The sequence below is a fragment of the Cupriavidus taiwanensis genome (assembly GCF_900249755.1).
In the GTDB taxonomy this organism is placed as follows: Bacteria; Pseudomonadota; Gammaproteobacteria; order Burkholderiales; family Burkholderiaceae; genus Cupriavidus; species Cupriavidus taiwanensis_D.
The window spans coordinates 1,219,223-1,244,069 of the sequence record NZ_LT976853.1; the positions used below are offsets into that span (position 1 = coordinate 1,219,223).

Annotated in this window: 25 protein-coding genes and 2 tRNA genes; 15 read left to right on the plus strand and 12 right to left on the minus strand. The window is 68.4% G+C overall.

Going from position 1 to position 24,847, the window contains the following annotated elements:
- Positions 1-49: 49 nt before the first annotated feature.
- The 5 genes from hemW to CBM2594_RS05560 form a co-directional block, all read right to left on the minus strand.
- Positions 50-1,282: a radical SAM family heme chaperone HemW gene (gene hemW / locus CBM2594_RS05540; RefSeq protein WP_116355968.1), complete on the minus strand. Its 1,233-nt coding sequence runs from the start codon at positions 1,280-1,282 to the stop codon at positions 50-52.
- Complete coding sequence (rdgB, locus tag CBM2594_RS05545; RefSeq protein ID WP_116355969.1) at positions 1,279-1,896, minus strand: RdgB/HAM1 family non-canonical purine NTP pyrophosphatase; 618 nt, start codon at positions 1,894-1,896, stop codon at positions 1,279-1,281. The genes hemW and rdgB overlap by 4 nt, the downstream gene beginning before the upstream one ends.
- Before the next feature lie 15 nt (positions 1,897-1,911).
- Positions 1,912-2,631 carry a ribonuclease PH gene (rph, locus tag CBM2594_RS05550; protein WP_116355970.1) on the minus strand — a complete coding sequence of 240 codons (720 nt, stop codon included), beginning with the start codon at positions 2,629-2,631 and terminating at the stop codon, positions 1,912-1,914.
- 105 nt (positions 2,632-2,736) lie between these two features.
- Complete coding sequence (locus tag CBM2594_RS05555; protein WP_116355971.1) at positions 2,737-3,651, minus strand: PP2C family protein-serine/threonine phosphatase; 915 nt, start codon at positions 3,649-3,651, stop codon at positions 2,737-2,739.
- Between the two features lie 74 nt (positions 3,652-3,725).
- Positions 3,726-4,790 carry a serine/threonine protein kinase gene (locus tag CBM2594_RS05560; RefSeq protein WP_116355972.1) on the minus strand — a complete coding sequence of 355 codons (1,065 nt, stop codon included), beginning with the start codon at positions 4,788-4,790 and terminating at the stop codon, positions 3,726-3,728.
- 212 nt (positions 4,791-5,002) lie between these two features.
- Between CBM2594_RS05560 and CBM2594_RS05565 the strand changes: the two genes are divergently transcribed.
- From CBM2594_RS05565 to CBM2594_RS05580, 4 genes are all read left to right on the plus strand, one after another.
- Entirely contained in the window at positions 5,003-5,938 is a 936-nt protein-coding gene (locus CBM2594_RS05565) for a YicC/YloC family endoribonuclease (protein ID WP_116355973.1), read from the plus strand.
- 96 nt (positions 5,939-6,034) lie between these two features.
- Complete coding sequence (gene gmk / locus CBM2594_RS05570; RefSeq protein ID WP_373457582.1) at positions 6,035-6,631, plus strand: guanylate kinase; 597 nt, start codon at positions 6,035-6,037, stop codon at positions 6,629-6,631.
- Between the two features lie 105 nt (positions 6,632-6,736).
- Entirely contained in the window at positions 6,737-6,940 is a 204-nt protein-coding gene (gene rpoZ, locus CBM2594_RS05575; RefSeq protein WP_006578656.1) for a DNA-directed RNA polymerase subunit omega, read from the plus strand.
- Between the two features lie 205 nt (positions 6,941-7,145).
- Positions 7,146-9,560, plus strand: coding sequence for a RelA/SpoT family protein (locus tag CBM2594_RS05580; protein WP_116355975.1), 2,415 nt, complete (start codon positions 7,146-7,148; stop codon positions 9,558-9,560).
- A gap of 15 nt (positions 9,561-9,575) precedes the next feature.
- Here the strand turns inward: CBM2594_RS05580 and greB are convergent, their stop codons facing one another.
- On the minus strand, positions 9,576-10,139 hold the full coding sequence (gene greB, locus CBM2594_RS05585; RefSeq protein ID WP_116355976.1) for a transcription elongation factor GreB: 564 nt from the start codon (positions 10,137-10,139) through the stop codon (positions 9,576-9,578).
- A gap of 156 nt (positions 10,140-10,295) precedes the next feature.
- On the opposite strand from greB, the gene CBM2594_RS05590 reads away from it, so the two are divergent.
- The 3 genes from CBM2594_RS05590 (at position 10,296) to CBM2594_RS05600 (ending at position 11,054) form a co-directional block, all read left to right on the plus strand.
- A tRNA-Arg gene (locus CBM2594_RS05590) sits at positions 10,296-10,372 on the plus strand.
- 178 nt (positions 10,373-10,550) lie between these two features.
- Positions 10,551-10,811, plus strand: coding sequence for a hypothetical protein (locus tag CBM2594_RS05595; RefSeq protein WP_018006978.1), 261 nt, complete (start codon positions 10,551-10,553; stop codon positions 10,809-10,811).
- A 167-nt stretch (positions 10,812-10,978) separates the two neighbouring features.
- Positions 10,979-11,054, plus strand: a tRNA-Met gene (locus CBM2594_RS05600).
- 148 nt (positions 11,055-11,202) lie between these two features.
- Here the strand turns inward: CBM2594_RS05600 and CBM2594_RS05605 are convergent.
- Positions 11,203-11,484: a hypothetical protein gene (locus CBM2594_RS05605; RefSeq protein WP_116355977.1), complete on the minus strand. Its 282-nt coding sequence runs from the start codon at positions 11,482-11,484 to the stop codon at positions 11,203-11,205.
- A gap of 149 nt (positions 11,485-11,633) precedes the next feature.
- Here CBM2594_RS05605 and CBM2594_RS05610 point away from each other — a divergent pair, with 149 nt between their 5' ends.
- Entirely contained in the window at positions 11,634-12,317 is a 684-nt protein-coding gene (locus CBM2594_RS05610; protein ID WP_116357701.1) for a Fe2+-dependent dioxygenase, read from the plus strand.
- A gap of 15 nt (positions 12,318-12,332) precedes the next feature.
- Here the strand turns inward: CBM2594_RS05610 and CBM2594_RS05615 are convergent, their stop codons facing one another.
- Together CBM2594_RS05615 and pdxR are read right to left on the minus strand one after the other, a co-directional pair.
- Positions 12,333-12,641, minus strand: coding sequence for a hypothetical protein (locus CBM2594_RS05615; protein WP_116355978.1), 309 nt, complete (start codon positions 12,639-12,641; stop codon positions 12,333-12,335).
- Positions 12,642-12,794: 153 nt separating this feature from the next.
- Entirely contained in the window at positions 12,795-14,243 is a 1,449-nt protein-coding gene (gene pdxR / locus CBM2594_RS05620; RefSeq protein ID WP_116355979.1) for a MocR-like pyridoxine biosynthesis transcription factor PdxR, read from the minus strand.
- A gap of 147 nt (positions 14,244-14,390) precedes the next feature.
- Here pdxR and CBM2594_RS05625 point away from each other — a divergent pair, with 147 nt between their 5' ends.
- The 5 genes from CBM2594_RS05625 to CBM2594_RS05645 all read left to right on the plus strand — a co-directional run bounded on the left by CBM2594_RS05625 (position 14,391) and on the right by CBM2594_RS05645 (position 18,150).
- Positions 14,391-14,834 carry a carboxymuconolactone decarboxylase family protein gene (locus tag CBM2594_RS05625; RefSeq protein ID WP_116355980.1) on the plus strand — a complete coding sequence of 148 codons (444 nt, stop codon included), beginning with the start codon at positions 14,391-14,393 and terminating at the stop codon, positions 14,832-14,834.
- A 119-nt stretch (positions 14,835-14,953) separates the two neighbouring features.
- Complete coding sequence (locus CBM2594_RS05630; RefSeq protein ID WP_116355981.1) at positions 14,954-16,417, plus strand: DUF2252 domain-containing protein; 1,464 nt, start codon at positions 14,954-14,956, stop codon at positions 16,415-16,417.
- A 28-nt stretch (positions 16,418-16,445) separates the two neighbouring features.
- Complete coding sequence (locus CBM2594_RS05635) at positions 16,446-16,757, plus strand: hypothetical protein (protein WP_111519011.1); 312 nt, start codon at positions 16,446-16,448, stop codon at positions 16,755-16,757.
- 166 nt (positions 16,758-16,923) lie between these two features.
- On the plus strand, positions 16,924-17,826 hold the full coding sequence (gene lpxO, locus CBM2594_RS05640) for a lipid A hydroxylase LpxO (RefSeq protein ID WP_116355982.1): 903 nt from the start codon (positions 16,924-16,926) through the stop codon (positions 17,824-17,826).
- Positions 17,827-17,892: 66 nt separating this feature from the next.
- Positions 17,893-18,150, plus strand: coding sequence for a putative hemolysin (locus CBM2594_RS05645; RefSeq protein WP_116355983.1), 258 nt, complete (start codon positions 17,893-17,895; stop codon positions 18,148-18,150).
- A gap of 21 nt (positions 18,151-18,171) precedes the next feature.
- Here the strand turns inward: CBM2594_RS05645 and CBM2594_RS05650 are convergent, their stop codons facing one another.
- Together CBM2594_RS05650 and CBM2594_RS05655 are read right to left on the minus strand one after the other, a co-directional pair.
- The gene (locus tag CBM2594_RS05650) at positions 18,172-19,683 is read right to left on the minus strand and encodes a sensor domain-containing diguanylate cyclase (protein ID WP_232346565.1); all 1,512 of its coding nucleotides are present in this window, start codon (positions 19,681-19,683) and stop codon (positions 18,172-18,174) included.
- 191 nt (positions 19,684-19,874) lie between these two features.
- Positions 19,875-21,311: an aminotransferase-like domain-containing protein gene (locus CBM2594_RS05655; protein WP_116355984.1), complete on the minus strand. Its 1,437-nt coding sequence runs from the start codon at positions 21,309-21,311 to the stop codon at positions 19,875-19,877.
- A gap of 175 nt (positions 21,312-21,486) precedes the next feature.
- Between CBM2594_RS05655 and CBM2594_RS05660 the strand changes: the two genes are divergently transcribed.
- Together CBM2594_RS05660 and CBM2594_RS05665 are read left to right on the plus strand one after the other, a co-directional pair.
- Positions 21,487-21,837, plus strand: coding sequence for a hypothetical protein (locus CBM2594_RS05660; RefSeq protein WP_116355985.1), 351 nt, complete (start codon positions 21,487-21,489; stop codon positions 21,835-21,837).
- Between the two features lie 67 nt (positions 21,838-21,904).
- Positions 21,905-23,530, plus strand: coding sequence for an NAD(P)/FAD-dependent oxidoreductase (locus CBM2594_RS05665; RefSeq protein ID WP_116355986.1), 1,626 nt, complete (start codon positions 21,905-21,907; stop codon positions 23,528-23,530).
- On the opposite strand, the gene CBM2594_RS05670 is transcribed toward CBM2594_RS05665, so the two are convergent.
- Positions 23,527-24,825, minus strand: a complete 1,299-nt coding sequence (locus CBM2594_RS05670) for a TIGR03862 family flavoprotein (RefSeq protein ID WP_116355987.1) — start codon at positions 24,823-24,825, stop codon at positions 23,527-23,529. The two genes, CBM2594_RS05665 and CBM2594_RS05670, sit on opposite strands and share 4 nt — an antisense overlap.
- Positions 24,826-24,847: the final 22 nt, after the last annotated feature.

Consider the following 24,847-nt stretch of genomic DNA (forward strand, 5'->3'; position numbering starts at 1 on the left):
TCAAAGGCCACGCGCTTGCGTGGCCTTTTTTTGTCTGCGCACGGCGCGCTCAGTCCTTCAGGAACATCTCCTGCAGGTCATTGAGGAAGCGCCGGCCCAGTTCGGTGGGGCGAATCGTGGTCAGGTCCGCTTCCAGCAAGCCCTTTTTCTCGGCCTCGGCCAGCTGCTTGCTGATGGTGTGCAGCGGCAGCCCGGTGTAGTCCTGGAAGCTCGATGCCGGGACGCCGTCGGTCAGGCGCAGCGCGTTGAGCATGAACTCGAACGGCAGCTCGTCGGCGCCGACGTCGCGCGCTTCCTGCACCGCGTTGCCGGCCATGGCCTGCGCCATGTAGGTGGCCGGATGCTTGTGCCGCATCTGGCGCAGCACGCGCTGCGGGAACGACAGCTTGCCGTGCGCGCCGGCACCGATGCCGAGGTAGTCGCCGAAGCGCCAGTAGTTCAGGTTGTGGCGCGCCTCGCGATGCGGTTTTGCGTAGGCCGAGGTTTCGTAGTGCCGGTAGCCCGCCGCGGCGGTGCGCGCTTCGATCCAGTCCTGCATGGCGTAGGCGCTGTCGTCGTCCGGCAGCGCCGGCGGGAACTTCGCGAACAGCGTGTTCGGCTCGAGCGTCAGGTGGTACAGCGACAGGTGCGTGGTGCCGTACGACAGCGCGGTTTCCACGTCGGCCTGGCATTCCTGCAGCGTCTGGCCGGGCAGCGCGTACATCAGGTCCAGGTTGATGTTGTCGAAGCTGGCCTGGGCGATGTCGATGGCGCGGCGCGCTTCGGTGCCGCCGTGGATGCGCCCCAGTGCCTGCAGGTGCCGGTCGTTGAAGCTCTGGATGCCGATCGACAGCCGGTTGATGCCGCTGGCCCGGTAGCTGGCGAACTTGTCGGCTTCGAAGGTGCCGGGATTGGCCTCCATCGTGATCTCGGCATCGGCGTCGAGCGGCAGCAGGGCGCGGATATCCGACAGCAGCCGGTCCATTCCCGCCGCCGACAGCAGGCTGGGGGTGCCGCCGCCGATAAAGACGGCATGCACCGGGCGGCCCCAGACCAGCGGCAGCGACTGCTCCAGGTCCGCGCGCAGCGCGTCCAGGTAGAGGTCTTCCGGAATCTCGTGGTTGTCGGCGCCGGGCGCGGCGTGCGAGTTGAAATCGCAATACGGGCACTTGCGCACGCACCACGGGATATGCACGTACAGCGACAGCGGCGGCGAGCCGGACAGGCGGATCTGCCCCGGCTTGAGCCACAGCTGCTTGCTGTCCACGGGCGCGGACGCGGCCGCCGGTACGATCGGAATCATCGGACGGCAGGCTCCGCGGCCTCGGCCTGCAGCCGCGCCGCCAGCGCGCGCAGCGCCTGGGCGCGATGGCTGACGCGGTTCTTCTCTTCGGGCGGCAGCTCGGCGGCGGTCTTGCCCAGCGCCGGCAGCAGGAAGTGCGGGTCGTAGCCGAAGCCGCCCGCGCCGCGCGGCGTGTCGACGACTTCGCCGTGCCACACGCCTTCGGCAATGATCGGGCACGGGTCTTCGGCGTGGCGCACGAACACCAGCACGCAGTAGTAGTACGCGTGGCGGTTGCGCTGGCCGGCCAGCTGCGTCACCAGGTGGGCGTTGTTGGCCGTATCCGACCTGGGCTGCCCCGCCATCTGCGCATAGCGCGCGGAATAGACCCCGGGCGCGCCGCCCAGCGCCTGTACGCAGATGCCGGAGTCGTCGGCCAGCGCCGGCAGGCCGGCGAGCCGGCTGGCATGGCGGGCCTTGGTCAGCGCGTTCTCGACAAAGGTGGCGAAGGGCTCTTCGGCCTCGGGGATGCCGAGCTCGCCCTGGTTCACCACGTCAAAGCCGAGCGGGGCCAGCAGCGCGCCGAATTCGCGCAGCTTGCCGGGATTGTTGGAAGCCAGTACCAGGCGTTGCATGACGGGCTCCGTGGCTCAGGCCAGGCCCAGCGCTTCGCGCTGGTGCTGCACCAGGCGGGCGATGCCGGCTTCGGCCAGGCGCGTCATGGCGTCCAGGTCGGCGCGGCTGAAGGGCGCGCCTTCGGCCGTGCCCTGCACCTCGACAAAGCCGCCGCTGCCGGTCATGACCACGTTCATGTCGGTGTCGCAGCTGCTGTCTTCGGCATAGTCGAGGTCCAGCACCGGCACGCCTTCGACCATGCCGACCGAGACCGCCGCGACGTGGTCGCGGATCGGGCTGGCGGCGATCAGGCCGTCGCGCAGCATGGTCGAGACCGCGTCGTGGGCGGCGACAAAGGCGCCGGTGATGGCCGCGGTGCGGGTGCCGCCGTCGGCCTGCAGCACGTCGCAGTCGAGGTGGATGGTGTATTCGCCCAGCGCCGCCAGGTCGAACACCGAGCGCATGGCGCGGCCGATCAGGCGCTGGATTTCCTGGGTGCGGCCGGTCTGCTTGCCGCGCGCGGCCTCGCGGTCAGAGCGCGTATGCGTGGCGCGCGGCAGCATGCCGTATTCGGCCGTGACCCAGCCTTCGCCGCTGCCCTTCTTGTGCGGCGGCACCTTGGCCAGCACGCTGGCGGTGCACAGCACCCTGGTATCGCCAAAGGCGCACAGGACGGAGCCTTCGGCGTGGCGGGTGTAGTGGCGGGTAAGGCTGATGGAACGCAGCGCATCGGCTGCGCGGCCGCTGGGTCGCATGTGAGGGTTTTTCCGCAAGGGGTAGAAGGGGGAGAGACCGCGATTCTACCGCTGCCGGCACCGGCGCGCTGGCGCGCCGCGCCGGCCGGCCTGCTTGCGGGGACGTCAGCGCATCAGGTTGCTGGTCTTGTCGATGGCGGCGCGGATCTCGGCGATGGAGCGCTCGATCTCTTCCTCGGACAGCAGGTCGCTGTCGGTGCCGCTGCGCTCCAGGATCGAGGTGGTGAAGGCATTGAGCGGCAGGGTGTCGGTCATCACCGCGTCCTGGCCGGCGGTGTTGTTGTCGAGCTCCCACATCATGGCGATGCCGGTGGTGTTGTCGGCACCTTCGCCGGCCTGCTGCAGCGCCTGGTCGATCAGCGCCGGCACCGCCTGCACCACCGACAGCCGCGACAGCTTGTCCACCAGGGCCGGCTCGTCCAGCGGCCCCCACAGGCCGTCGGAGCAGAGCAGCGCGACGTCGCCCGGTTCCAGCCGCACCGGGCCGCCCAGGTCGATCAGCGGCAGGTTGGGGGAGCCGAGGCAGTTGTAGAGCTTATTGCGCTCGGGGTGGTTGGCCACCTCCATCGGCAGCACGCGCTCCTGCTGCAGCAGGTTCTCGATCTTGGAGTGGTCGCGCGTGCGCGTCAGCAGCCGGCCCTTGCGCAGCAGGTAGTAGCGTGAATCGCCGGCATGGGCCCAGTGGATCTGGCCGTGCTGCACCAGGCAGCAGACCACCGTGGTGCGGGGCACGTCGGCCATCTGGTTGGCTTCGGCATGGCGGTGGATCTCGCGGTGCGCCAGCATGATGGTGTCCTGCAGGAACTCGGCCGGGTTGCGCACCGCGGGCCGCGCCTGCAGCTGGAACTGGCGCGCCAGCGTCTGCAGCGCCTGCTGCGCGGCGACTTCGCCGTGGGCATGGCCGCCCAGGCCGTCGGCCAGCACCATCAGCAGCGCATCGCGCGTGAAGCAATAGCCCATGCGGTCCTGGTTGACGCGGCGGCCGCCTTTCCTGCTTTCCTGGTAGACAGAGAATCGCATGTTGGCTGGTTGTCTTTCTTTGGGGTTCGATGGCCCGGCAACGGGCGCACAGGCGCGGCGGCCGGGTTTGTGATTCAGTCGACGCTCGCGCCGGGTGCCCGCCTGGGTGCCGACTCATCGCGCCGGCGCAGCAGCGTCAGGAAGCGCGAGGTCGCGGGCGCTTTTTCCGGCGGGGCCGGGGCGGCTGCCGGCGCCTGTGTGGGCGGGGACAGCGCCTGCTCGCCCAGCGCGTTGGTCTGCTCGCGCAATTCCTTCTGCAGCCGGAACACGCTCTGCGGACGGCCGGACGGCTCCAGCCGCAGGCACCACTCGACCAGGTCGACCAGGCCGTTGGTGTAGCTGCTGCGCAGGCGCATCAGCGCCTCGCCCATGCGGTCGTCTTTCTCGCGCTGGTTGGCTTCCTGCGGCGGCAGCCCGGCCATGCAGGCGTAGAGCGTCGCGCCCAGGCTGTAGATGTCGGTCCACGGGCCCAGGTCGGAATGCTTGCCGTACAGCTCCGGCGCGGCAAAGCCCGGCGTGTACATCGGCTGGAAGCGCGCCGCTTCCATGGTCAGGGTCTGCCGCGCGGCGCCGAAATCGAGCAGGATCGGCGATTCGTCCTCGCGCAGGTAGATGTTGCCGGGCTTGATGTCCAGGTGCAGCAGCTTGTGGATATGCACCTCGCGCAGGCCGCTCATCAGGTCGTGGAACACCTTGCGGATGAAATGCTCGCGCAGCACCTTGGCGCGGCCCTGCTGCCGGGCCGCCAGCACGTGCTCCTGCAGCGTCTTGCCCAGCTCGTAGTTCATCACCATGTAGACGGTGGCGTTCTCGCGGAAGAAGTTCACCACGCGCACCACGCTGGGATGGGAGATGCGGGCCAGCGAGCGGCCCTCTTCGAAGAAGTACTTGAGGCCCAGCCGGAACGCGGCGGCGTTTTCCTCGGGCACCACGGGGATCAGTTCGCCCGGGTTGCGCCGCGCCAGCGACGACGGCAGGTACTCCTTGATGGCGACCGGCGCGCCGGTTTCGTCGGTGGCCAGGTAGACGAAACTGAACCCCCCGCTGGCCAACTTCTTTACAATACGATAGTTGGACAGCAGCGTGCCGACGGGCAGCGGTGCACTCTTCGGTTGTGGCGTGCCCTTTGGCTCTGTCATGGGAATAGGACCGGAGTTGCCCCCGCGGATTTGCCTCCGGATTGTCCGGGCTAATCGGTCACTTGTAAAGAACACAAATACGGGCGTTATTGCCCGCCTTTCAACGTTTTGAGGGCGCCCCCACAGGCTGCGCCGCGCCGCAGCCGGGCGGGCGTCCGCCGGCGGGCCGCAATCGGCTTCGGGTGTGGCGGCGCCAATCACGAGAACAAGCAATGATCCACAGCATGACAGGCTATGGCCTGGCGACGCGCCAGGCGCCATTGACCAACGCGCAGGGCGAGCCCAGCGGGCGCACCGCGTCCGTTTCGGTGGAATTCCGCACTGTCAATTCGCGTTTCCTCGACCTGTTGTTCCGGGCCCCCGAGGAATGCCGCGCATTCGAGCCGGCGCTGCGCGAGATGCTGATGGCCGAGCTGTCGCGCGGCAAGCTGGAATGCCGCATCAACCTGCAGCGCACCGATGCCGGCGGCGCCACGCTGGCGCTCAACGACAGCCTGCTGGCGCAGATCCGCGCGCTGGAAACCACCGTGGCCGCCACCTTCAGCAGCGCCGGCACGCTGCGCATGGGTGAGATCCTGCGCTGGCCGGGCGTGCTGGTCGAACCGGAGCTGTCGCAGGAAGCGCTGCGCGAGGCCGTGCTCGGCGCCGCGCGCGAGGCGCTCGACCAGTTGCTGGAAGCGCGCCGCCGCGAGGGCGAGGCGCTCAAGGCCACGCTGACGGAGCGCATCGACGCCATGCTGGCGATCGTCGAACGCCTGACGCCGACCATCCCGCAACTGATCGCGCATCACCAGGAAAAGCTGACCGAGCGCCTGCAGGAAGCCTTCAACCTGGCCGCGCCGCAGGGCATGCCGTCGATGAGCCGCGACGAGATCGCCGAGCGCATCCGCCAGGAAGCCACCGTCTACGGCATCCGCATCGATATCGCCGAAGAGCTGTCGCGGCTGCAGGCGCACCTGAACGAAACGCGCCATATCCTGAAGAAGGGCGGCCAGGTCGGCAAGCGCCTGGACTTCATGATGCAGGAGCTCAACCGCGAGGCCAACACGCTGGGCTCCAAGGCCGCCGCTAAGGAACTGGCCGACGCCTCGATGGAGCTCAAGCTGCTGATCGAGCAGATGCGCGAGCAGGTCCAGAATCTAGAGTAAGACAGTCACCGAATCATCATGAGCCAAACCTCTCCATCGGCCCCCCAGGCGACCTCCCACACCGCCATCGACACAATCTACCCCGGCAACCTCTTCATGGTGGTGGCGCCCTCGGGCGCGGGCAAGTCGACGCTGGTCAACGCACTGCTGGCGCAGGACCCGGCCATCCGCCTGTCGATCTCGCACACCACGCGCGCGCCGCGCCCGGGCGAGGAAGACGGCCGCGAGTACCACTTCGTCACGGTCGATGCCTTCCGCACCGCGCGCGACCGCGGCGACTTCCTGGAGTGGGCCGAGGTGCACGGCAACTACTACGCGACCTCGCGCGTGTGGATCGAGCAGCAGATGGCGCAGGGCAACGACGTGCTGCTCGAGATCGACTGGCAGGGCGCGCAGCAGGTGCACCAGCGCTTTTCCAACGCGGTCGAGATCTTCATCCTGCCGCCGTCGCTGACCGCGCTGGAAGAGCGCCTGAAAAAACGCGGCCAGGACGAGCCCAACGTGATCGTGCGCCGGCTGCTGGCCGCGGGCAGCGAGATGTCGCACGCGTCGGAGTCTGACTACGTGATCATCAACGAGGTATTCGACGACGCGCTGGAGCAGCTGCGCAACGTGGTCAGCGCGACCCGTCTGCGGTTTTCTTCGCAAAAGGCGCGGCATACGGAGCTGTTTATCGAGCTCGGCATCCACTGAGCCGAGGCCGCACGAAAGCACGCGCGCGGGGCGCCGCCGGCGTTTCCCGCCGCGTGCTGTAAAATGGCAACCCAACACAAGGTTTTGTCCCAAGGTGGATTTGATATGGCGCGTATTACCGTCGAAGATTGTCTGAAACACATTCCGAATCGTTTCGAGCTCGCGCTGGCGGCCACGTACCGTGCGCGCCAGCTGGTGCAGGGCCACACGCCCAAGGTCGAAGCGAAGGACAAGCCGACCGTGGTGGCACTGCGCGAGATCGCGTCGGGCCAGGTCGGCATCGAGATGCTGAAAAAGGTCCCGACCTGATCGACCAGGCGGCCCATGGCTCATCCTTGCATCGTGCCAGCACTGCTCCAGGCTTTACAGCCGGATTCAACGGGCCGCCGCCATGCCATCGCCGCATCTGCCCTCCAAGCCTCCCTCCCAGCCGTCGCCGACCGCGGTCGCGCCGGCGCCTGGCGATGCGGCCCCGCCCGCGGCGCGTAAGCGCACCATTCCGGGCCAGTCTTCCGTGAACGCGCGCACCGGCGCTCCCAATCTTCCCGATCCGCTCGGCGACGATGTCGTCGGCGAGCGCGCCGTCGCGCCCGCGCTGGCGGCGGCCAAGGCGCGCGGCGCGGCGGTGCAGGACGAACTGGCCGCGGCGCAGCAAGTGGCGCCGCCGGCAGCCGACAGCCTGTTTATCGATGCAGTGCTGGCGCAGTCATACCGGCACTTCTTCGGCCCGACCTCGCAGCCGGCGGTGCCGCCGCGCCAGCAGGTCATCTCCATCACCCGGCTGATGGAAAAACTCGCGTACCTGAAGGCGCCCGACCTGGCGCGCGTACGCGAGGCCTTCCAGTTTTCCGACGAGGCCCACCTGGGCCAGTACCGCCAGAGCGGCGAGCCCTACATCACCCATCCGGTGGCGGTGGCCGAGCTGTGCGCGGACTGGAAGCTGGACGTGCAGTCCATCATGGCGGCGCTGCTGCACGACGTGATGGAAGACCAGGGCATCACCAAGAGCGAGCTGGCCGAGAAATTCGGTCCCAAGGTCGCCGAACTGGTCGATGGCCTGACCAAGCTGGACAAGCTCGAATTCCAGAGCCGCGAGCAGGCGCAGGCGGAGAGCTTCCGCAAGATGCTGCTGGCGATGGCGCGCGACGTGCGCGTGATCCTGGTGAAGCTGGCCGACCGTACGCACAACATGCGCACGCTCGACTTCGTGCCTCCGGAAAAACGCCGCCGCATCGCGCTCGAGACCATGGAGATCTATGCGCCGATCGCGCACCGTCTCGGTCTCAACACGATCTACCGCGAGCTGCAGGAGCTGTCGTTCAAGGTCGGCTCGCCGTTCCGCTACGCCACGCTGGAAAAGGCCGTCAAGGCCGCGCGCGGCAACCGGCGCGAGGTGGTCAAGCGCATTCTGGAAGCCGCGCAGAAGGGGCTGGCCGATGCTGGCATCGTCGCGGAACTGTCCGGCCGCGAGAAAACGCTGTACAGCATCTACCGCAAGATGCACGACAAGCAGCTGTCGTTCTCGCAGGTGCTGGACGTGTACGGTTTCCGCGTGGTGGTGGAAACGCAGATGCACTGCTATATGGCGATGGGCGCGCTGCACGGCCTGTACAAGCCCATGCCCGGCAAGTTCAAGGACTACATCGCGATCCCGAAGATCAACGGCTACCAGTCGCTGCACACCACGCTGGTGGGTCCGTTCGGCACGCCGGTGGAATTCCAGATCCGCACGCGCGACATGCATCAGATCGCCGAGGCCGGCGTGGCCGCGCACTGGATGTACAAGCACCAGGCCGACCACGCCAACGATATCCAGCAGCAGGCGCACCAGTGGCTGCAGTCGCTGCTCGATATCCAGAGCCAGACCGGCGACTCGCAGGAGTTCCTGGAACACGTCAAGATCGACCTGTTCCCGGACGCGGTCTACGTGTTCACGCCCAAGGGCCATATCCGCGCGCTGCCGCGCGGCGCCACCGCGCTGGACTTTGCCTACGCGGTGCACAGCGACCTGGGCAACCAGTGCGTCGCGGTCAAGATCAACAACGAGATGCTGCCGCTGCGCACCGAGCTCAAGAGCGGCGACATCGTCGAGGTGGTGACGGCTCCCTATTCCAAGCCGAATCCGGCGTGGCTGTCGTTCGTGCGCACCGGCAAGGCGCGCGCGGCGATCCGCCACTACCTGAAGACCACCAAGCTGGATGAGGCCATCCAGCTGGGCGAGCGCCTGCTGGAACAGTCGGCACGCCAGCTCGGCATCGAACTGAAGGCGGTGCCGCAGTCGGTGTGGGACCGCATGATCCAGTGGACCGGCAACAAGCAGCGCGAAGACATCTTCGCCGACCTGGCGCTGGGCCGGCGCGTGCCGGCGGTGGTGGCCAAGCGCATGGAGATCCTGCTGCAGGAGTTGTCCGGCGACGTCGACAGCGCGCTGCTGGCCGCGGTGCAGACCTTCGCCGGCGAGGAAGCGCCCGCGGTGCCGATCACCGGCGACGAGGGCATGTCGATGATCTTCTCGGCATGCTGCCGCCCGATCCCGGGCGATTCCATCGTCGGCTACCTCGGCAAGGGCGAGGGCCTGCAGATCCACGTGCAGGACTGCAAGATCGCCAAGCGCCTGCACAGCAAGGATCCGGAACACTGGATCGACGTGATGTGGGCCAAGAAGACCACGCGTGCCTTCGATGTGTCGATCAAGGTGATGGTGCGCAACGTCAAGGGCATCGTCGCGCGCGTGGCGGCCGACCTGACCGCGGCCGACGCCAACGTCGCGCACGTGGCGATGGAGCAGCAGGACGGCGGCCAGCAGGAAGCCACCTACATGCAGTTCATCATCCAGGTGCAGAACCGCCTGCACCTGGCCAACGTGATGCGCGGGCTGCGCCGCAACCCCGACGTGATCCGCATCTTCCGCGACCGCAACGATAGCTGAGGCGCGGGTGCCGGCCTACGGCTTGCGCGCGGGGTAGCGGACTTCCAGGATATCGATCTGCTCGACGCCGGCCGGTGTGCGCAACGCCACGGTATCGCCTTCGCGCGCCTTGAGCAGCGCCTTGGCGATCGGCGAGATCCAGCTGACGTGGTTGTGGTCGAGGTCGACCTCATCCATGCCGACGATGGTGATGGTGGTCTCCTCGCCCGACGCATGCGCGTAGGTGACGGTGGCGCCAAAGAAGATCTGGTCGTTGTCGCCCTGCAGCGACGGGTCGACCACTTCGGCCTTGTCCAGGCGGCGCGTCAGGAAGCGGATGCGGCGGTCGATCTCGCGCAGGCGCTTCTTGCCATAGAGATAGTCGCCGTTCTCGGAGCGGTCGCCATTGGACGCCGCCCACGAGACGATCTGCACCACGTCGGGCCGCTCGACATCGATCAGCTGCATCAGCTCGTTGCGCAGGCGCGCATAGCCCTCAGCGGTGATGTAGTTCTTGGTGCCGGGCGGCAGCGGCGCTGCGCCTTCGGGGAGATCGTCGTCCTCGTCGCCAGACGACTCTTTGACAAATGCCTTGTTCATGTTCCGGATCACTTCTTCAGTCTGCCATTATAGGAAAAGCCCGCTGGCGGGCTGCCCCGGGGCAGGGCCGCTTCGACCCGTCCCAATAAAGATCGCAAAAAAGCGGGGAGGGGGCTTCCCAAAAACAAAATCTGGGTTATAATCTTTTTCTCGCGTGCGGCTGTAGCTCAGTTGGATAGAGTACTTGGCTACGAACCAAGGGGTCGTGGGTTCGAATCCTGCCAGCCGCGCCACCTATGCAGAAAGAAAAGGGCTTCCGGAAACGGAAGCCCTTTTTCATTGCCTCGTCCAGTTCGGGCCCGCTTCCTTTTTTCCTCCCTCCCTGCTTCCGGTGCGATCGGGTCATGCCTTGCGGTCGCGCGTGGCGCCTCCTAGTCTCGAATGGACATCATTGAACCGGGAGTCGATCGCATGGACAACGCAGACTGGCGCGTCGAGGCATATCGCGGCATGGACGTCTACGTCCTGGTGTCGCCGCAGGGGCAGGGCAGCATTGGCCGCTGGGGCTACGAGGTGCGCGTGTCGCAGGAAGGTGCCGATCCTGCGGATGCGGGCGACACCGAACTGCTCGCCAGCGGTCCCCAGCAGTTTGCCACGCGGCATGCGGCAGAGGTGGCGGCATTCGGCGCTGGCTATGCACTGGTCGATCGCCTGCTGGGGCCTGCCGAATAGGCGCGCTTTCTTGCGCGCAGCTATGCGCGCAAGAAAGCGCAACCCCATCGCGGCGATTTATATCACGTCGTGATGTATTGGGTTGCGCGACGACGAATGATTTCAGGCAAAGACACAAATAGTGCTTGCCAGCGGGCATTGGATCACCCATAATCATCTTCTTCGGACGCGGGGTGGAGCAGTTGGCAGCTCGTCGGGCTCATAACCCGAAGGTCGCAGGTTCAAGTCCTGCCCCCGCAACCAACGCCTGGCATCAGCCACCGCGGCACTCGCCGCAAATCCTTCAAGGCGTTGTTCCACAGGCCGACCGGCCAGATCCCCTTGGTATTTCGATCTCACTGCCCTGGCATCAAGGCAGCCAGTCCGCGCACGCGCTTGCCGCGTATCAGCGTCAGGCCGGCAAGCGTTGCGCCGCCTGCCTGAAGGTATCGCGCACCAGCGGCTGGTCTTCGCGCTCCGCCGCATCGGCGCGATCGCGCAGCCGCGCGCCGAGCACCGTCAGCGTTCCCTGCGCCTGCGGCCCGCCGGCCGCCTGGCATTGGGTCACGGCTTCGCGCATCACCGCATCGAGTTCGCCGCTGACGTCGGCACCATCGAAGGCGCTGACCGAAAGGGCCGAGATGCGTTCCAGGTAGAGATTGACCAGCGCTTCGTCGTGTAGCGGTTCGGACATGTCTGCTCCTTGTCGATGACGGCATACCCCAACCATTGTAGTGAAGGCGCCGCCTGCCCGGGATCAAACAATAATGATTCTTGTTCTGGGCCTGCGCGGGCTTCCCCTACAATGAGCGCCTGCCGATTTATCCCGACGTAGAAGCCATCATGATGCTGCAGATTCCCGACGTATTGACCAAGGACCAGGTTGCGCAAGTGCGCGAGATCATCGACGCGGCGCCCTGGGCCGACGGCAACGAGACTTCGGGCTATCAGTCAGCACTGGCCAAGCGCAACCTGCAATTGCCCGAGGGCTCGCCGGCGGCACGGCAGGTCGGCGACCTGATCCAGGACGCACTGGGCAACCATGCGCTGTTCTTCTCGGCGGCGCTGCCGCTGAAGGTCTATCCGCCGCTGTTCAACCGCTATGAGGGCGGGCATACCTTCGGCAACCATGTCGACAACGCGATCCGCTACCTGCGCGGCACCAGCTTCCGCATCCGCAGCGACCTGTCGGCGACGCTGTTCCTGACCGAGCCGGAAGACTATGACGGCGGCGAACTGGTGGTCGAGGACACCTACGGGCAGCAGCGCGTGAAGCTGCCGGCCGGGCACATGGTGCTGTACCCGGCCACCAGCATCCACCACGTCACGCCGGTCACGCGCGGGGCGCGGGTGTCATCGTTCTTCTGGATCCAGAGCATGGTCCGCGACGACGGCCAGCGCGCCATGCTGTTCGAGCTCGATGGGCGCATTCGCCAGGTGGCGCAGGAACTGGGGCAGGCGCACGAATCGGTGATCGGCCTGACCGGCGTCTATCACAACCTGCTGCGGCGCTGGGCGGACGCCTGAGCGCGGCCGGCGCGATTATTCGTTGCGCCGGCGCTGGCTTTGCAGCAGTTCGATGGGGGAGGGCTGGATGCGCCGTCGCGCCGGACGCAGCGCCCGGTTCGGCCACAGCACATAGTTGGTGTGCGGGTCCAGCGGCTTGCCGAAGTACGAGACCCAGACCTGTACGCCTTGCTCGGTTTCGGCAACGATGGCCGCGACGGCGCGCGCCGCGGCGGACGGGGACTTGAGCAGCTCCGCCAGGGCTTCGACGCCCTGCACGACATGGTGCTTCACCCCTGCAAACCATGCGTACTGACGCATGGCGGACAACAAACGCTTGGTCATGAACGCGACTCGGGTTGTTTGGAAGTGCGAATGAGACTTTCGTACATCCGTTTTGTTCACAGCAAATTGGCCCGGCAAGTATGGCTGAGGCGCCATGTCGAAGGTGTGTCACCTGCTTGCCGTGCGTGGCTGGCGGCCCCGGTGCCGGCCGCATCACGCGGTGCGCGGCGGGGCGGGCGCCAAGGCAGAGAGTACCATCGCCAGCCGGTCCAGGGCAGGGTCGATATCCAGCAGGTCGATGGCGCCGAAGCCCAGCAGCAGCCCGGCACAACTGGCGGGTGGCGTGGCATAGCAGGGGTCCAGCGTGGCCAGTTCCAGGTCTGCCAGCCGCGCCATCGACACCAGCGCCTCGGTGGCCAGCGGCACCCGCAGCCGCGCCGCCAGGTGGAAGCCGGCCACCGCCGGCAGCGGCTCCAGCCACGGTGACAGGTCGCCCTGCAGCCGCGCCAGCAGCCGGGCGCGGCGCTGGGCATGGCGCGCATGCGAACGCCGGATATGGCGCAGCAGGTGGCCCTCGGAAAGGAAGCGCGCCAGCGCCTGCTGCAGCAGCGTCGGCGTGTACCAGTCCATCAGGTGCTTGACCTTGCGCGCGGCCGGCATCAGCCAGGGCGGCAGCACCACGTAGCCGCCGCGCAGGTTGGCGGCCAGCGTCTTGGAAAACGTGCCCAGGTAGACCACGCGGCCGTGCCGGTCCAGCGTCTGCAGCGCATCCAGTGCCTGGCCGCCGTAGCGGAACTCGCTGTCGTAATCGTCTTCCAGGATCACCGCATGGCGGCGCGCGGCCCAGTCGAGCAGCGCCTGGCGCCGCGCCAGGCTCATCGGCACGCCCAGCGGCGACTGGTGCGAAGGCGTGACATAGACCAGCGTGGCGTCGTTGGGCAGCGCCGCCACCACCAGTCCTTCCTCGTCGACGGGCACCGGCACGACCCGCGCGCCAAGGCCCTGGAACAAGGCGCGCGCCATCGGATAGCCGGGGTCCTCCATCGCCACCACCGCTCCCGGCCCGAGCAGCAGGCGCGCCAGCAGGTCGATGCCCTGCTGCGCGCCGCTGGTGACGAGGATGTCGGTCGGCGCGCTCTGCACGCCGCGGGTAAAGGCGATATGGCGGGCAATGGCCTGGCGCAGCGGCATCTCGCCGGCGGCGTCGGCCGGACCGGGCGCACGCGCGCGCTCGGCCGCCAGCGCCGCGCGCACGCAGCGCGACCAGGCTTCATGCGGAAAGCGCGTGGTCTCGGCCTGGCCGGGCTGGAAGGCATAGCGCGCGCCGGCTGGCGGGGCCAGGAATGGCGTCGGCACGGCCAGCCAGCGCTGCACCGCCGGCGGCAGCACCGGCGCCGCGGCAATTCGTACCGCCGGCCGCGCCAGCCCTGGCGCGACATAGGTGCCGTCGCCGACGCGCGCGTGCAGCCAGCCTTCGGCCACCAGCCGCTCATAGGCGGTGGTCACGGTCTTGCGGGCGACGCCCAGTTGCGTGCCGAGCAGGCGCGACGGCGGCATGCGCGCGCCGGCTTCGAGCCGGCCGCCCTGGATCGCGTCGCGGATGTGGTGGACGATCTGCGCGGTCAGGTCGCCGGCGTGGTCCAGGGCCAGGTGCAGTTCCATGGCGGGTGGTGTCGATCTCGATTGGTCTACTGATTCTGCCGGAAATTGGCAGTGTACGGAGCCAATGCGGGCGTCTATCTTTCGTTTCGTCGGGCGCGCACCAGTGCCCGCCCAACCGAACCACCAACCTGTCTAAGGAGATCGATCATGGAAGAACGGATGAACTGGCAAGACGTGGCCCCTGACGCCTACAAGGCAATGGTCGGCGTCGAGATCTACCTGGCGCGCTGCTCGCTGGAAACCACGCTGAAGGAACTGGTCAAGATCCGCGCTTCGCAGATCAACGGCTGCGCCTTCTGCCTCGACATGCACATCACCGACGCGCGCAAGCACGGCGAAAGCGAGCGCCGCCTGAGCCTGCTGCCGGCCTGGCGCGAGGTGGGCTGGTTCACTCCGCGCGAGCGCGCCGCGCTGGCGTGGACCGAGGCGCTGACGCTGCTGCCGCAAAGCCAGGCGCCGGATGCGGACTACCAGGCGCTGCGCGAGCAGTTCTCCGAGAAGGAAATGGCCGACCTGACGCTGCTGATCTCGGCCATCAACGCGTGGAACCGCTTCGGCGTCGGCTTCCGCCGCCAGCCGCCGGCGCTCTGAAGCCGCCGCTGCCGCCTGCCTGACCATTGCGCGCCGGCTGGCCGATTGACAAGCCGGCGCGCGCTGCATTAGCTTCTGTTGCAGCGACTGCACATAGGGCAACCGCCGGCGGCGCCGGCATGGGAGGCGGTGTGGCGATACGTCAGGAAAGCCCCTCGGCACCGGCACCGGCTGCCGATGCCACGCCGGTCGCAACCCGGCGCGAGCGCGGCAAGGCGCTGCGCCAGCAGGTGCCGCGCGGCGCGCACGAGGCCATCGGCCAGGTCGACCGTGATCCGGTCGCGCTGCTGCAGGTCAGCAGCGAGGGCCGGGTGCCCCGGCTGGTGCCGCTGCGCTACGGCCGCATGATCCAGTCCCCCTTCGCCTTTTTCCGCGGCAGCGCCATCCTGCAGGCGCACGACCTCGCCGGCACGCCCGCTTCCGGCCTGGCGATGCAGATCTGCGGCGACTGCCACCTGGCCAACTTCGGCGCCTTTGCCACGCCCGAGCGCGCGCTGCTGTTCGACCTCAACGATTTCGACGAAACCAGCCCCGGCCCGTGGGAGTGGGACCTGAAGCGTTTGTGCGCAAGCTTCGTGGTGGCGGTGCGCCACCTGCGGCACGGCGCCGGCGTGGCCGAAGACGCGGTGCGTGCGGCCGTCGGCAGCTATCAGCTGCGCATGGCCGACTACGCCGGCATGGGCATGCTCGACACCTGGTACGACCGCCTCACCTTCGACCGGCTGATCGAGGAAGAAACCTCGCCGGAGGTCCAGAAGCGCATCCGGCGCGGCATGGAGCGCGCCGCCGACCGCACCCATGAGGCGCTGCTGCCCAAGCTTGCCGAACGCATCGGCGAGCGCTGGAAGATCCTCGACGCACCGCCCGCCGTGTTCCACGTGCACGGCCAGCAGACCCTGTTCGGGCCGGGCGACGACTGGATGACCCTGGCCGATCCGGAACAGGCGATGGCGCAGGCCTTCAAGGAGTATTTGTCGACGCTGGCGCCGGACCGGCGCCGGTTGCTGGAGCACTTCACCCGCCATGACCAGGCCTTCAAGGTGGTGGGGGTGGGCAGCGTCGGCACCCGCTGCCTGATCCAGCTACTGGTGGACCAGCATGACAAGCCGCTGTTCCTGCAGCTGAAGGAGGCGACCCGCTCGGTGGTGGCGCGCTTCTACAAAGGCCCGCCGTGCGCGCACGAGGGACGGCGCGTGGTCGAGGGCCAGCGCCTGATGCAGGCCGCCAGCGACCTGTTCCTGGGCTGGACCAAGGGCCCGCGCGGGCGGCAATTTTATCTGCGGCAGCTGCGCGACATGAAGCTGTCGGCGCAGATCGAACTGATGGATGCCGACCTGCTCTGCCGCTATGCCACGCTGTGCGGCTGGGTGCTGGCGCGGGCCCACGCCAAGGCCAGCGGCCTGGCCGCCGAAGTCAGCGGCTACCTGGGCCGCAGCGACCGCATGGCCGACGTGATGGTAGGCTATGCCAACGGCTATGCCGACCAGGTCGAACGCGACTACGACCAGTTTGTCGCCGCCTGCCGCTCGGGGCGCCTCGAAGCGCGCACCGATGCCGACATGGCCGCGGATTTCCGCGTGTAGTGTGACGTCCCCCGCCAGGAGTCTGCCCATGACCGAAGACACCCTGCTGCAACTGATGACGGAAGTCGAGAAGGAAGACCCGATCGACTACGCCGACCTGCCGTTCGACGACGCCGCGCTGCGCCGGCTGGCCTGCCGCCTGATCGCCGAGCGCTCCAGCGAGCTGGAAGCCTCGGGCCTGCCGGTCGAGGCGCTGCTGGCGACGATGTGGGCCTCGACCGCCAAGCTGGTGCTGGAGAACCTGGTCCTGAACGCGCGCCTGCTGACGCTGCAGGGCCAGCCCGACGACGCGCGCGCGCTGATCGAGCGCATCGCCCGCCAGTCGCGCGGCGACGCCTGATTCGCTGCTATCCGGCGCGACCACGCGGCGCCGTCGCCGGCCCCCCAGCCATGTGCCGCAGCCATCGCAAAGTGCGGTGCCCCCGCCGTTTCGCTAAAATACGGGTTTTCACCCAGCCGGGCCGCGGCGCGCCATGCGGCGGAGGCGGCTGACCAGGAGGATTTCGGTGATCAAGTGGATAATCGTCGCGGGCTACCTCGGTGCCATCCTGTATGTGCACTTCCGCGGCAAGGTGCGCCTGCGCCTGTGGCGCCAGCTGCTGGACCATTCGGCCCTGGTGGCCCCGATCAACTGCTTCATGTACGCGTTCTCGGGCGTGCCGCGCACCCCGTACATCCCGGTCGACCAGTTCCCCGACCTGGAAAAGCTGCGCGCGGCGTGGCCGGAGATCCGCGATGAAGGCCTGGCGCTGGCGGCGATGCGCAAGATCAAGGCCGCCGACAAGAACGACGACGCGGGCTTCAATTCCTTCTTCAAATACGGCTGGAAGCGCTTCTACCTGAAGTGGTACGAGGCCCAGCACCCGTCGGCCGAGCAGTTGTGCCCCAAGACCGTGGCGCTGCTGCGCGAGCTGCCCACCGTCAAGGCGGCGATGTTCGCCGAGCTGCCGCCGGGCGGCAAGCTCAATCCGCACCGCGACCCGTTTGCCGGCTCGCTGCGCTATCACCTGGGCCTTGCCACGCCGAACGACGACCGCTGCTTTATCGAGGTCGACGGCGAGCGCCACAGCTGGCGCGACGGCGAGGGCGTGGTATTCGACGAAACCTACCTGCACTGGGCCGAGAACCGCAGCGACGCCAACCGGCTGATCCTGTTCTGCGATATCGAGCGCCCGATGCGCTACGGCTGGGCCGCGAAATTCAACCACTGGATGGGCCGCAAGGTGATGACCGCGGCCAGCTCGCCCAACGACGAGCATGACCAGACCGGCATGATCAACCGCCTGTTCCGCTTTGTCTGGCTGGGCGGCCAGTATCGCCGCCGTTTCAAGGCCTGGAACCGCCAGCTGTACTACGTGGCCAAGTTCGGCCTGATCGTGCTGGGCGTGGGACTGATCGTCTATCTGTAAGCAGCAAGAGAGCCGGCGCCAGCCGGCTCTCTTGCCTTGTGGACCTGCTTCGTGCCGGAGATGCCGATGCGCTTTCGTACCGCCGCCCCCGGGCTGGCCGCCGTTCTTGTCGCTGCCGCCTGCACCACCACGCCCGCCGAACCTCCCGCCAGCTCCGGCGCCGCGGTCGGCAAGCCCAACCCCGCCTCGGTCAACTGCGCGCAGCGCGGCGGCAAGCTGCAGATCGTGTCGACGCCGGCCGGCCAGACCGGCATCTGCACCTTCCCGTCGGGCAAGCAGTGCGAAGAATGGGCACTGATGCGCGGCGAGTGCACGCCGGGCTGAAGCCGCGCGTAAAACGCTGGTTCAGTCGCGGCGGCGTTCGTCGGAGAGCGCGGCGTAGTGGTCGCGCTTGGCCTGGTACATGCGGCTGTCGGCCAGCTTGACGATGTCGGCCAGGCGCTCGCCCTGCTGGCAGGTGGCGTGCCCGATCGAGAAACTCAGCCGCGTGCCGGGGTAGAACTGGTTGTTCAGTTCGACCACCTTGCCGATCTGCTCGACCACGGTGGCGGCGCCGCGCTCGTCGCGCCCGGGCAGCAGCACCATGAACTCGTCGCCGCCGGTGCGCGCCACGCAGGCCTGCTCGCCCACGGCCTTCTTCAGCGCCTCGCCGGTGCGGCGCAGCAGGCCGTCGCCGTCGGCGTGGCCGAACTGGTCGTTGACGAGCTTGAGCCCGTTCAGGTCGACCGCGACCACGCTGACCGGCCATGGCCCCTTGCGGCCCAGCCGCGCCAGTTCGTCCTCATAGTAGGCCCGGTTGTAGAGCTTGGTTAGCACGTCATGCTTGCCGAGGAACTCGACATAGGCCTCGGCCTTCTTGCGCGCCGTGATATCGGTCAGCGACACCAGCACCTGGTCCCAGTCGGCTTCGCGCCCGGGGAATACCGACCACTGCATGAACACGTCGACGGCGCGGCCGTCGAGCGCGTAGTTGATGACCTCGCGCTGCTGCCACAGCCGGCCATGCCACAGGTCGATCAGCTGCTCGGCAAAATGCACGCGCATGTCGTCGCGGAACACGTCGCCGAGCCGCGCCAGCAGCGTGGCCTTGCTGTCCGCGCCGAACATCAGCAGGGTCTGCTGGTTGACGTCGAGCACGCGGATTTCCTGCATGCAGCGCGAGACAAAGTCGGGATGGACGTTCAGGAAAGTGCGGAAGTCGGTGATGCCGGCGGCGCGCACTTCGTCGATCAGCACCTTGACCGCGCTGAAGTCCTCGACCCACAGCGACACCGGCGAATGCTCGAACAGGCCCAGCGCATACTGCTCGCTGCGGCGCAGCTCGCGCTCGGTGCGCAGGCGCGGGGTGATGTCCTTGACCGACAGCAGCACGCGCTCCCAGGTCTGCTCATGGCCCGGCATCACCGTGGCCTCGAGCTGGATGTCGAGCCGCGCGCCGTCCAGCGCGTAGTTGACGGTCTGGCTGGAAAAGCCGCTGGCGCCATCCCATAGCTGGGCGAGTTCCTCGACATGCTGTTCGAACATGTCGTCGCGAAACACGGTGTCGAGGTTGGCGACCAGGTCGTCGAGGTCGGCCGCGCGGAACAGCTCCAGCGTGCGCCGGTTCACCGCGATCACGCGGATCAGCGCGGAGCATTGCGCGACCTGCCGCGGGTTGGCGCGCAGATGGGCACGCAAGTCGGTGATGCCCTGCTGGCGCCATTGCATGAAGCATTCGCGCACCGCGCTGAAGTCTTCCAGCCACAGCGATACGGGAGCCAGCTGGAACAGCGCCTGGTAGTCGTCGGGAAGGTGGCGGGCAGGGGCGTCGATACCCTGGGTGGCGGACGGCGCCACGGATGTACTGGTCAAGGCCATTCTCCTTGTTCTTGTTGTGGAGGCGTGCGGCGGCCGTGGGCTACCCATGCGCGGGCAACCGATGCGACGGGATCTCCGGGGACCAGCCGGGCAGCCGCCTGCGCACCAGCGCGTTAGGATAGGCGAGCCGCCGGCAAAAGGGGAGGGCTGTTGCAAATCGGCGCCGTGCCCGGCAACGGGATGCGCGGCGCTCAGCCAGCCAGCCGCTGCACGATCGCGGCGAGCGTGCCGAGCGCGCGCTCGATCTGCACGGAGCGCGGCGCACCGCAGTTGATGCGCAGGCAGTGGTCGAAGCGCCCGGCGTTGGAGAACATCACGCCCGGCATCACGCGGATGCCCGCCTGCAGGGCCTGGTCGAACACGGCCTCGGACGAGACCTGCGCGGGCAGCTCCACCCACAGGTGCATGCCGCCGCGCGGCGCGCCCAGCCGCGTGCCGGCGGGAAAGCTGGCGCTGATCGCCTGCGTGAACCACTCGCGCTGCGCGCGCAGCCGCGTGCGCAGCCGGCGCAGGTGGCGGTCGTGCGCGCCCGATGCCAGGAAATCGGCGGCGGCCATCTGCGACAGCATCTCGTTGGGCCGCGACAGCCCGAACTTCAGCATCTCGACGCGCGCCTGCCATTTGCCCGCGGCAATCCAGCCCAGCCGCATGCCCGGCGCCAGCACCTTGTGCAGCGACGCGCAGTGGATCACGTTGCCGCTGCCGTCCCAGGCCTTGGCCGCGGCCGGCGGCGCGTCGCTGTCGGCGGTGGCCGAGAAGCAGTCGTCCTCGATCAGCGCGATGCCGCGCGCCTCGCACCATTGCACCAGCCGCGCCTTGTGCGCGTCGGGCATGATGCAGCCGAGCGGGTTCTGCAGGTTGGGCACCACCGCGACCGCGCGGATGTTGTCGTAGTGCTGCGCGGCCAGCTCCAGCGCCTCGAGCGAGATGCCGGTCTGCGGGCTGCACGGGATTTCCAGCGCGCGCATGCCCAGGCTTTCCAGGATCTGCAGCAGGCCGTAGTAGGTGGGCGACTCCACCGCGATCACATCGCCCGGGCCCGCCACCGCGCGCAAGGCCAGGTTCAGCGCCTCGGTGCACCCGTTGGTGATGACGATCTCTTCCGGGGCCAGCTGCACGCGGTTGCGCAGCGCCTGCCGCGCGATCGCGGCGCGCAGCGGCTGGTAGCCATCGGGCTCGACGCCTTCGCCGAACAGCTGCGGATGCCGGCGCAGCGCGCGTGTCGCGGCAGCGCGCAGGGCTTCGGTGGGATAGAGCGAGGGCGCGCAGTAGGCGCCGCCCAGGTTGGTGTGGACCGGTTCGTGCTGGGCGCGCGCGAGCAGGCCGGAAATGCGCTGGTGGATGCCGACGTACTGGGCCGGGTCGGGCAGCGCGGCGGCGGGCTCCGACAGCGCGGCCAGCGCGGCGCGCGGCGGCACGGCCACGAAGTAGCCGGAGCGCGGCCGCGCTTCGAGCAGGCCGTCGCTTTCCAGCTGCCGGCACGCCTGCAGCGCGGTCGACAGGCTCACGCCGTGCAGCGCCATCAGCGCGCGCACCGACGGCATGCGGTCGCCGGCGCCGAGCGTGCCGGAGTCGATGGCGCGGCGGTAATGGCCGGCAAGCTGGCGGTAGAGCGGGATGGTATCCATGGCGGCATCGTGGCGCGGCGGGCCGCATCGGTACAGATACAGAGGCGGGGGCTCTGTATCGTAACAGGCAGGGATCCTGGTTGCTGTTCCGGTCAACGCAACCGGCCGGTGTGCCTGCCGCGGGCGCGAGGCGGTCGATAGGCTGGAGTCCTGTGCCTGCTACCGGAGTCCTGCCATGCCAAGCGATCTCGACTACCCCTCGATCACCATGCCACTGCCGGCCGGCCAGGCCTTGCGGCTGCACGTGGCGGCCGGAACCGTGCTGCACGCGGCGGCGGGCGACATGGCGCTGGCCGGGCCGATGCAATGGCTCGCCGGCCAGTGCCACGTGCCGCTGCGGCGCCTGCGCGCGGGCGACACCTGGATCGCGCCCGCGCGCGGCTGGCTGACGGTGTCGGCAAGCCGCAGCGGGGCGTTGTCGGTCACGGCGCCGCCGGGGTGGCTGGCGCGCCTGCGGGCGCGGCTGGCATGGCGCTGGCAGCCGGCCTTGCTGCGGATTCCCGACCCGGCGCGCCAAAAACGATAAAATTGCGCTCCGGCCGGCCTGGCACATTGGTGTGCCCAACCCCCCGGCCGCAGTTCCCGGGTCCCCCATGCTACGTCTAAGTGAAGTCAAACTCCCGCTCGACCATACCGAAAGCGACCTCGACGCCGCCGTGCGCGCCGGCGCCGCGCAGATCGGCGTCAAGGGAGACGGCCTGATCGGCTATACCGTATTCCGCCGTGCCCACGATGCGCGCAAGCGCTCGGATATCAAGCTGACCTACATCATCGATATCGAAGTGCGCGACGAGGCCGCGGCGATCCGCCGCATGGCCGGCAAGCCGAACTGGAGCGTGACGCCCGACATGGCGTACCACTTCGTCGCGCACGCGCCGCAGGGCGGCACGCATCCGCGCCCGGTGGTGATCGGCATGGGCCCGTGCGGCCTGCTGGCCGGACTGATCCTGGCGCAATCGGGCTTTCGCCCCATCATCCTGGAGCGCGGCAAGGCCGTGCGCGAGCGCACCAAGGACACCTTCGGCCTGTGGCGCAAGAGCGTGCTCAATCCCGAGTCGAACGTGCAGTTCGGCGAAGGCGGCGCCGGCACGTTCTCGGACGGCAAGCTGTACAGCCAGATCAAGGATCCGAAGCACTATGGCCGCAAGGTGCTCAACGAGTTCGTGCGCGCCGGCGCGCCGGAAGACATCCTGTTCAAGGCGCGCCCGCATATCGGCACGTTCCGGCTGGTGAGCATGGTCGAGAAGATGCGCGCCGAGATCACCGGGCTGGGCGGCGAGATCCGCTTCGAGACCCGCGTCGACGATATCGATATCGACGGCGGCCGCGTGCGCGGCCTGAAGCTGTCCACCGGCGAGTATCTCGAGGCCGACCACGTCATCATGGCGGTGGGCCACAGCGCGCGCGACACCTTCCAGATGCTGCACGACCGCGGCGTGTTCATGGAGGCCAAGCCGTTCTCGCTGGGCTTTCGCATCGAGCATCCGCAGGGGCTGATCAACCGCAGCCGCTTCGGCAAGTTCGCCGGCAACAAGCTGCTGGGCGCGGCCGACTACAAGGTGGTGCACCACTGCAGCAATGGCCGTTCGGTGTACAGCTTCTGCATGTGCCCGGGCGGCACGGTGGTGGCGGCGGCGTCGGAGCCGGGGCGCGTGGTGACCAACGGCATGAGCCAGTACCGGCGCGCCGAGCGCAACGCCAATGCCGGCATCGTGGTCGGCATCACGCCGGAGGATTATCCGGGCGGCCCGCTGGCCGGCATCGAGTTCCAGCGCAAGTGGGAAGAGCGCGCTTTCGAGCTGGGCGGCCGCAACTACAACGCGCCTGGCCAGCTGGTGGGCGACTTTATCGCCGGCCGTGCGTCGACCGCGCTGGGCTCGGTCGAGCCGTCCTACAAGCCGGGCGTGACCCCGACCGACCTGAGCACGGCGCTGCCCGACTACGTGATCGAGGCGATCCGCGAAGGCATTCCCGAGATCGACAAGAAGCTGCCGGGCTTCGCGCTGCATGACGCGGTGCTGACGGGGGTGGAAACCCGCACCTCGTCGCCGCTGCGCATCCGCCGCAACCACGACGACTACCAGAGCATCAACGTCAAGGGCCTGTACCCGGCGGGCGAGGGCGCGGGCTATGCGGGCGGCATCTACTCCGCGGCGATCGACGGCATCGAAGTGGCCGAGGCGGTAGCGCTGAGCATTGTCGGCGGCACGACCGCCTAAGGCTGCCCGAACCCCTGTTGCTTCAGGTAAGCCGCGGCCCCCAGCGCCGCGGTGCGCCCGCTGGCAAAGCATGCCGTCAGCAGGTAGCCGCCGGTGGGGGCTTCCCAGTCGAGCATCTCGCCCGCGCAGAACACGCCGGGCAGCGCGCGCAGCATCAGGCCGTTATCCATCGCTTCGAAGCGCACGCCGCCGGCGCTGCTGATGACTTCGTCGATCGGGCGCGGGCGCAGCACGCGCAAGGGCAGGGCCTTCAGCGACAAGGCCAGCGTGCCGGGATCGAGCATGGCGTCGCGGGACAGGCACTCGCGCAGCAGGCCGGCCTTGACGCCGGTGATGCCGAGCCGGCTTTGCAGGTGGCTGGACAGCGAACGCGAGCCGCGCGGATGTTCCACTTGCGCGCTGACCTGTTCGGCGCTGTGCGATGGCAGCAGGTCGAGGTGGATGGTGGCCTCGCCATCGGCCTCGATGCGGTCGCGGATCGGGGCCGACAGCGCGTAGACCAGGCTGCCTTCGATGCCGTCGCGGCTGATGACGAATTCGCCCTGGCGGTAGTGCGCGTGGCCTGCGCGGTCGTTCAGCGCGATCGCCACCGGCTTGACCGGCGCGCCGGCAAAACGCGTGGCGAAGTCCTCGCTCCATGCCACGTCGAAACCGCAATTGGCCGGGCGCAGCGGCGCGATCTCGACGCCGCGCCCGGCCAGCCGCGGCACCCATGCGCCATCCGAGCCCAGTCTTGCCCAGCTTGCACCACCGAGCGCGAGCACCACGGCGCGTGCGCGCACGACCGTGTCGCCGTGCGGCGTGGCGAAGCGCAGCGCCTGCGGCCCGCCGTTGCCGTCTCTGTCGCCATCGTCCCAGCCCAGCCAGCGATGGCGCATATGGAACTGCACGCCGGATTCGCGCAGCCGGTGCAGCCACGCGCGCAGCATCGGCGCGGCCTTCATGTCGGTCGGAAAGACGCGGCCGGAGCTGCCGACGAAGGTGTCGATGCCGAGCCCGTGGACCCAGTCGCGCAGCGCCTGCGCGCCGAAGTCCGCCAGCATCGGCGCCAGCTGCGCGGTGCGCGCGCCGTAGCGGCCCAGGAAGGCCGGTTCGGGCTCGGCATGGGTCAGGTTCATGCCGCCCTTGCCGGCCATCAGGAACTTGCGCCCGACCGACGGCATCGCGTCATAGACCGCCACGCTGGCGCCGTGCGCCGCCAGCACTTCGGCCGCCATCAGGCCGGCCGGGCCGCCGCCGATGACGGCGACGTCGTGAATGGCTGGGGCAGAGGCGGGTGGGGTGGTAGAGGGCATTGGCGGGGCTCGGCAGGGCGGG

What these genes read in the sequence shown, in the direction of transcription:
- hemW (WP_116355968.1), bottom strand. Translation starts at nt 1,282, where the DNA reads ATGATTCCGATCGTACCGGCGGCCGCGTCCGCGCCCGTGGACAGCAAG.
- rdgB (WP_116355969.1), bottom strand. Translation starts at nt 1,896, where the DNA reads ATGCAACGCCTGGTACTGGCTTCCAACAATCCCGGCAAGCTGCGCGAA.
- rph (WP_116355970.1), bottom strand. Translation starts at nt 2,631, where the DNA reads ATGCGACCCAGCGGCCGCGCAGCCGATGCGCTGCGTTCCATCAGCCTT.
- CBM2594_RS05555 (WP_116355971.1), bottom strand. Translation starts at nt 3,651, where the DNA reads ATGCGATTCTCTGTCTACCAGGAAAGCAGGAAAGGCGGCCGCCGCGTC.
- CBM2594_RS05560 (WP_116355972.1), bottom strand. Translation starts at nt 4,790, where the DNA reads ATGACAGAGCCAAAGGGCACGCCACAACCGAAGAGTGCACCGCTGCCC.
- CBM2594_RS05565 (WP_116355973.1), top strand. Translation starts at nt 5,003, where the DNA reads ATGATCCACAGCATGACAGGCTATGGCCTGGCGACGCGCCAGGCGCCA.
- gmk (WP_373457582.1), top strand. Translation starts at nt 6,035, where the DNA reads ATGGTGGTGGCGCCCTCGGGCGCGGGCAAGTCGACGCTGGTCAACGCA.
- rpoZ (WP_006578656.1), top strand. Translation starts at nt 6,737, where the DNA reads ATGGCGCGTATTACCGTCGAAGATTGTCTGAAACACATTCCGAATCGT.
- greB (WP_116355976.1), bottom strand. Translation starts at nt 10,139, where the DNA reads ATGAACAAGGCATTTGTCAAAGAGTCGTCTGGCGACGAGGACGACGAT.
- CBM2594_RS05595 (WP_018006978.1), top strand. Translation starts at nt 10,551, where the DNA reads ATGGACAACGCAGACTGGCGCGTCGAGGCATATCGCGGCATGGACGTC.
- CBM2594_RS05605 (WP_116355977.1), bottom strand. Translation starts at nt 11,484, where the DNA reads ATGTCCGAACCGCTACACGACGAAGCGCTGGTCAATCTCTACCTGGAA.
- CBM2594_RS05610 (WP_116357701.1), top strand. Translation starts at nt 11,634, where the DNA reads ATGATGCTGCAGATTCCCGACGTATTGACCAAGGACCAGGTTGCGCAA.
- CBM2594_RS05615 (WP_116355978.1), bottom strand. Translation starts at nt 12,641, where the DNA reads ATGACCAAGCGTTTGTTGTCCGCCATGCGTCAGTACGCATGGTTTGCA.
- pdxR (WP_116355979.1), bottom strand. Translation starts at nt 14,243, where the DNA reads ATGGAACTGCACCTGGCCCTGGACCACGCCGGCGACCTGACCGCGCAG.
- CBM2594_RS05625 (WP_116355980.1), top strand. Translation starts at nt 14,391, where the DNA reads ATGGAAGAACGGATGAACTGGCAAGACGTGGCCCCTGACGCCTACAAG.
- CBM2594_RS05630 (WP_116355981.1), top strand. Translation starts at nt 14,954, where the DNA reads ATGGGAGGCGGTGTGGCGATACGTCAGGAAAGCCCCTCGGCACCGGCA.
- CBM2594_RS05635 (WP_111519011.1), top strand. Translation starts at nt 16,446, where the DNA reads ATGACCGAAGACACCCTGCTGCAACTGATGACGGAAGTCGAGAAGGAA.
- CBM2594_RS05645 (WP_116355983.1), top strand. Translation starts at nt 17,893, where the DNA reads ATGCGCTTTCGTACCGCCGCCCCCGGGCTGGCCGCCGTTCTTGTCGCT.
- CBM2594_RS05650 (WP_232346565.1), bottom strand. Translation starts at nt 19,683, where the DNA reads ATGGCCTTGACCAGTACATCCGTGGCGCCGTCCGCCACCCAGGGTATC.
- CBM2594_RS05655 (WP_116355984.1), bottom strand. Translation starts at nt 21,311, where the DNA reads ATGGATACCATCCCGCTCTACCGCCAGCTTGCCGGCCATTACCGCCGC.
- CBM2594_RS05660 (WP_116355985.1), top strand. Translation starts at nt 21,487, where the DNA reads ATGCCAAGCGATCTCGACTACCCCTCGATCACCATGCCACTGCCGGCC.
- CBM2594_RS05665 (WP_116355986.1), top strand. Translation starts at nt 21,905, where the DNA reads ATGCTACGTCTAAGTGAAGTCAAACTCCCGCTCGACCATACCGAAAGC.
- CBM2594_RS05670 (WP_116355987.1), bottom strand. Translation starts at nt 24,825, where the DNA reads ATGCCCTCTACCACCCCACCCGCCTCTGCCCCAGCCATTCACGACGTC.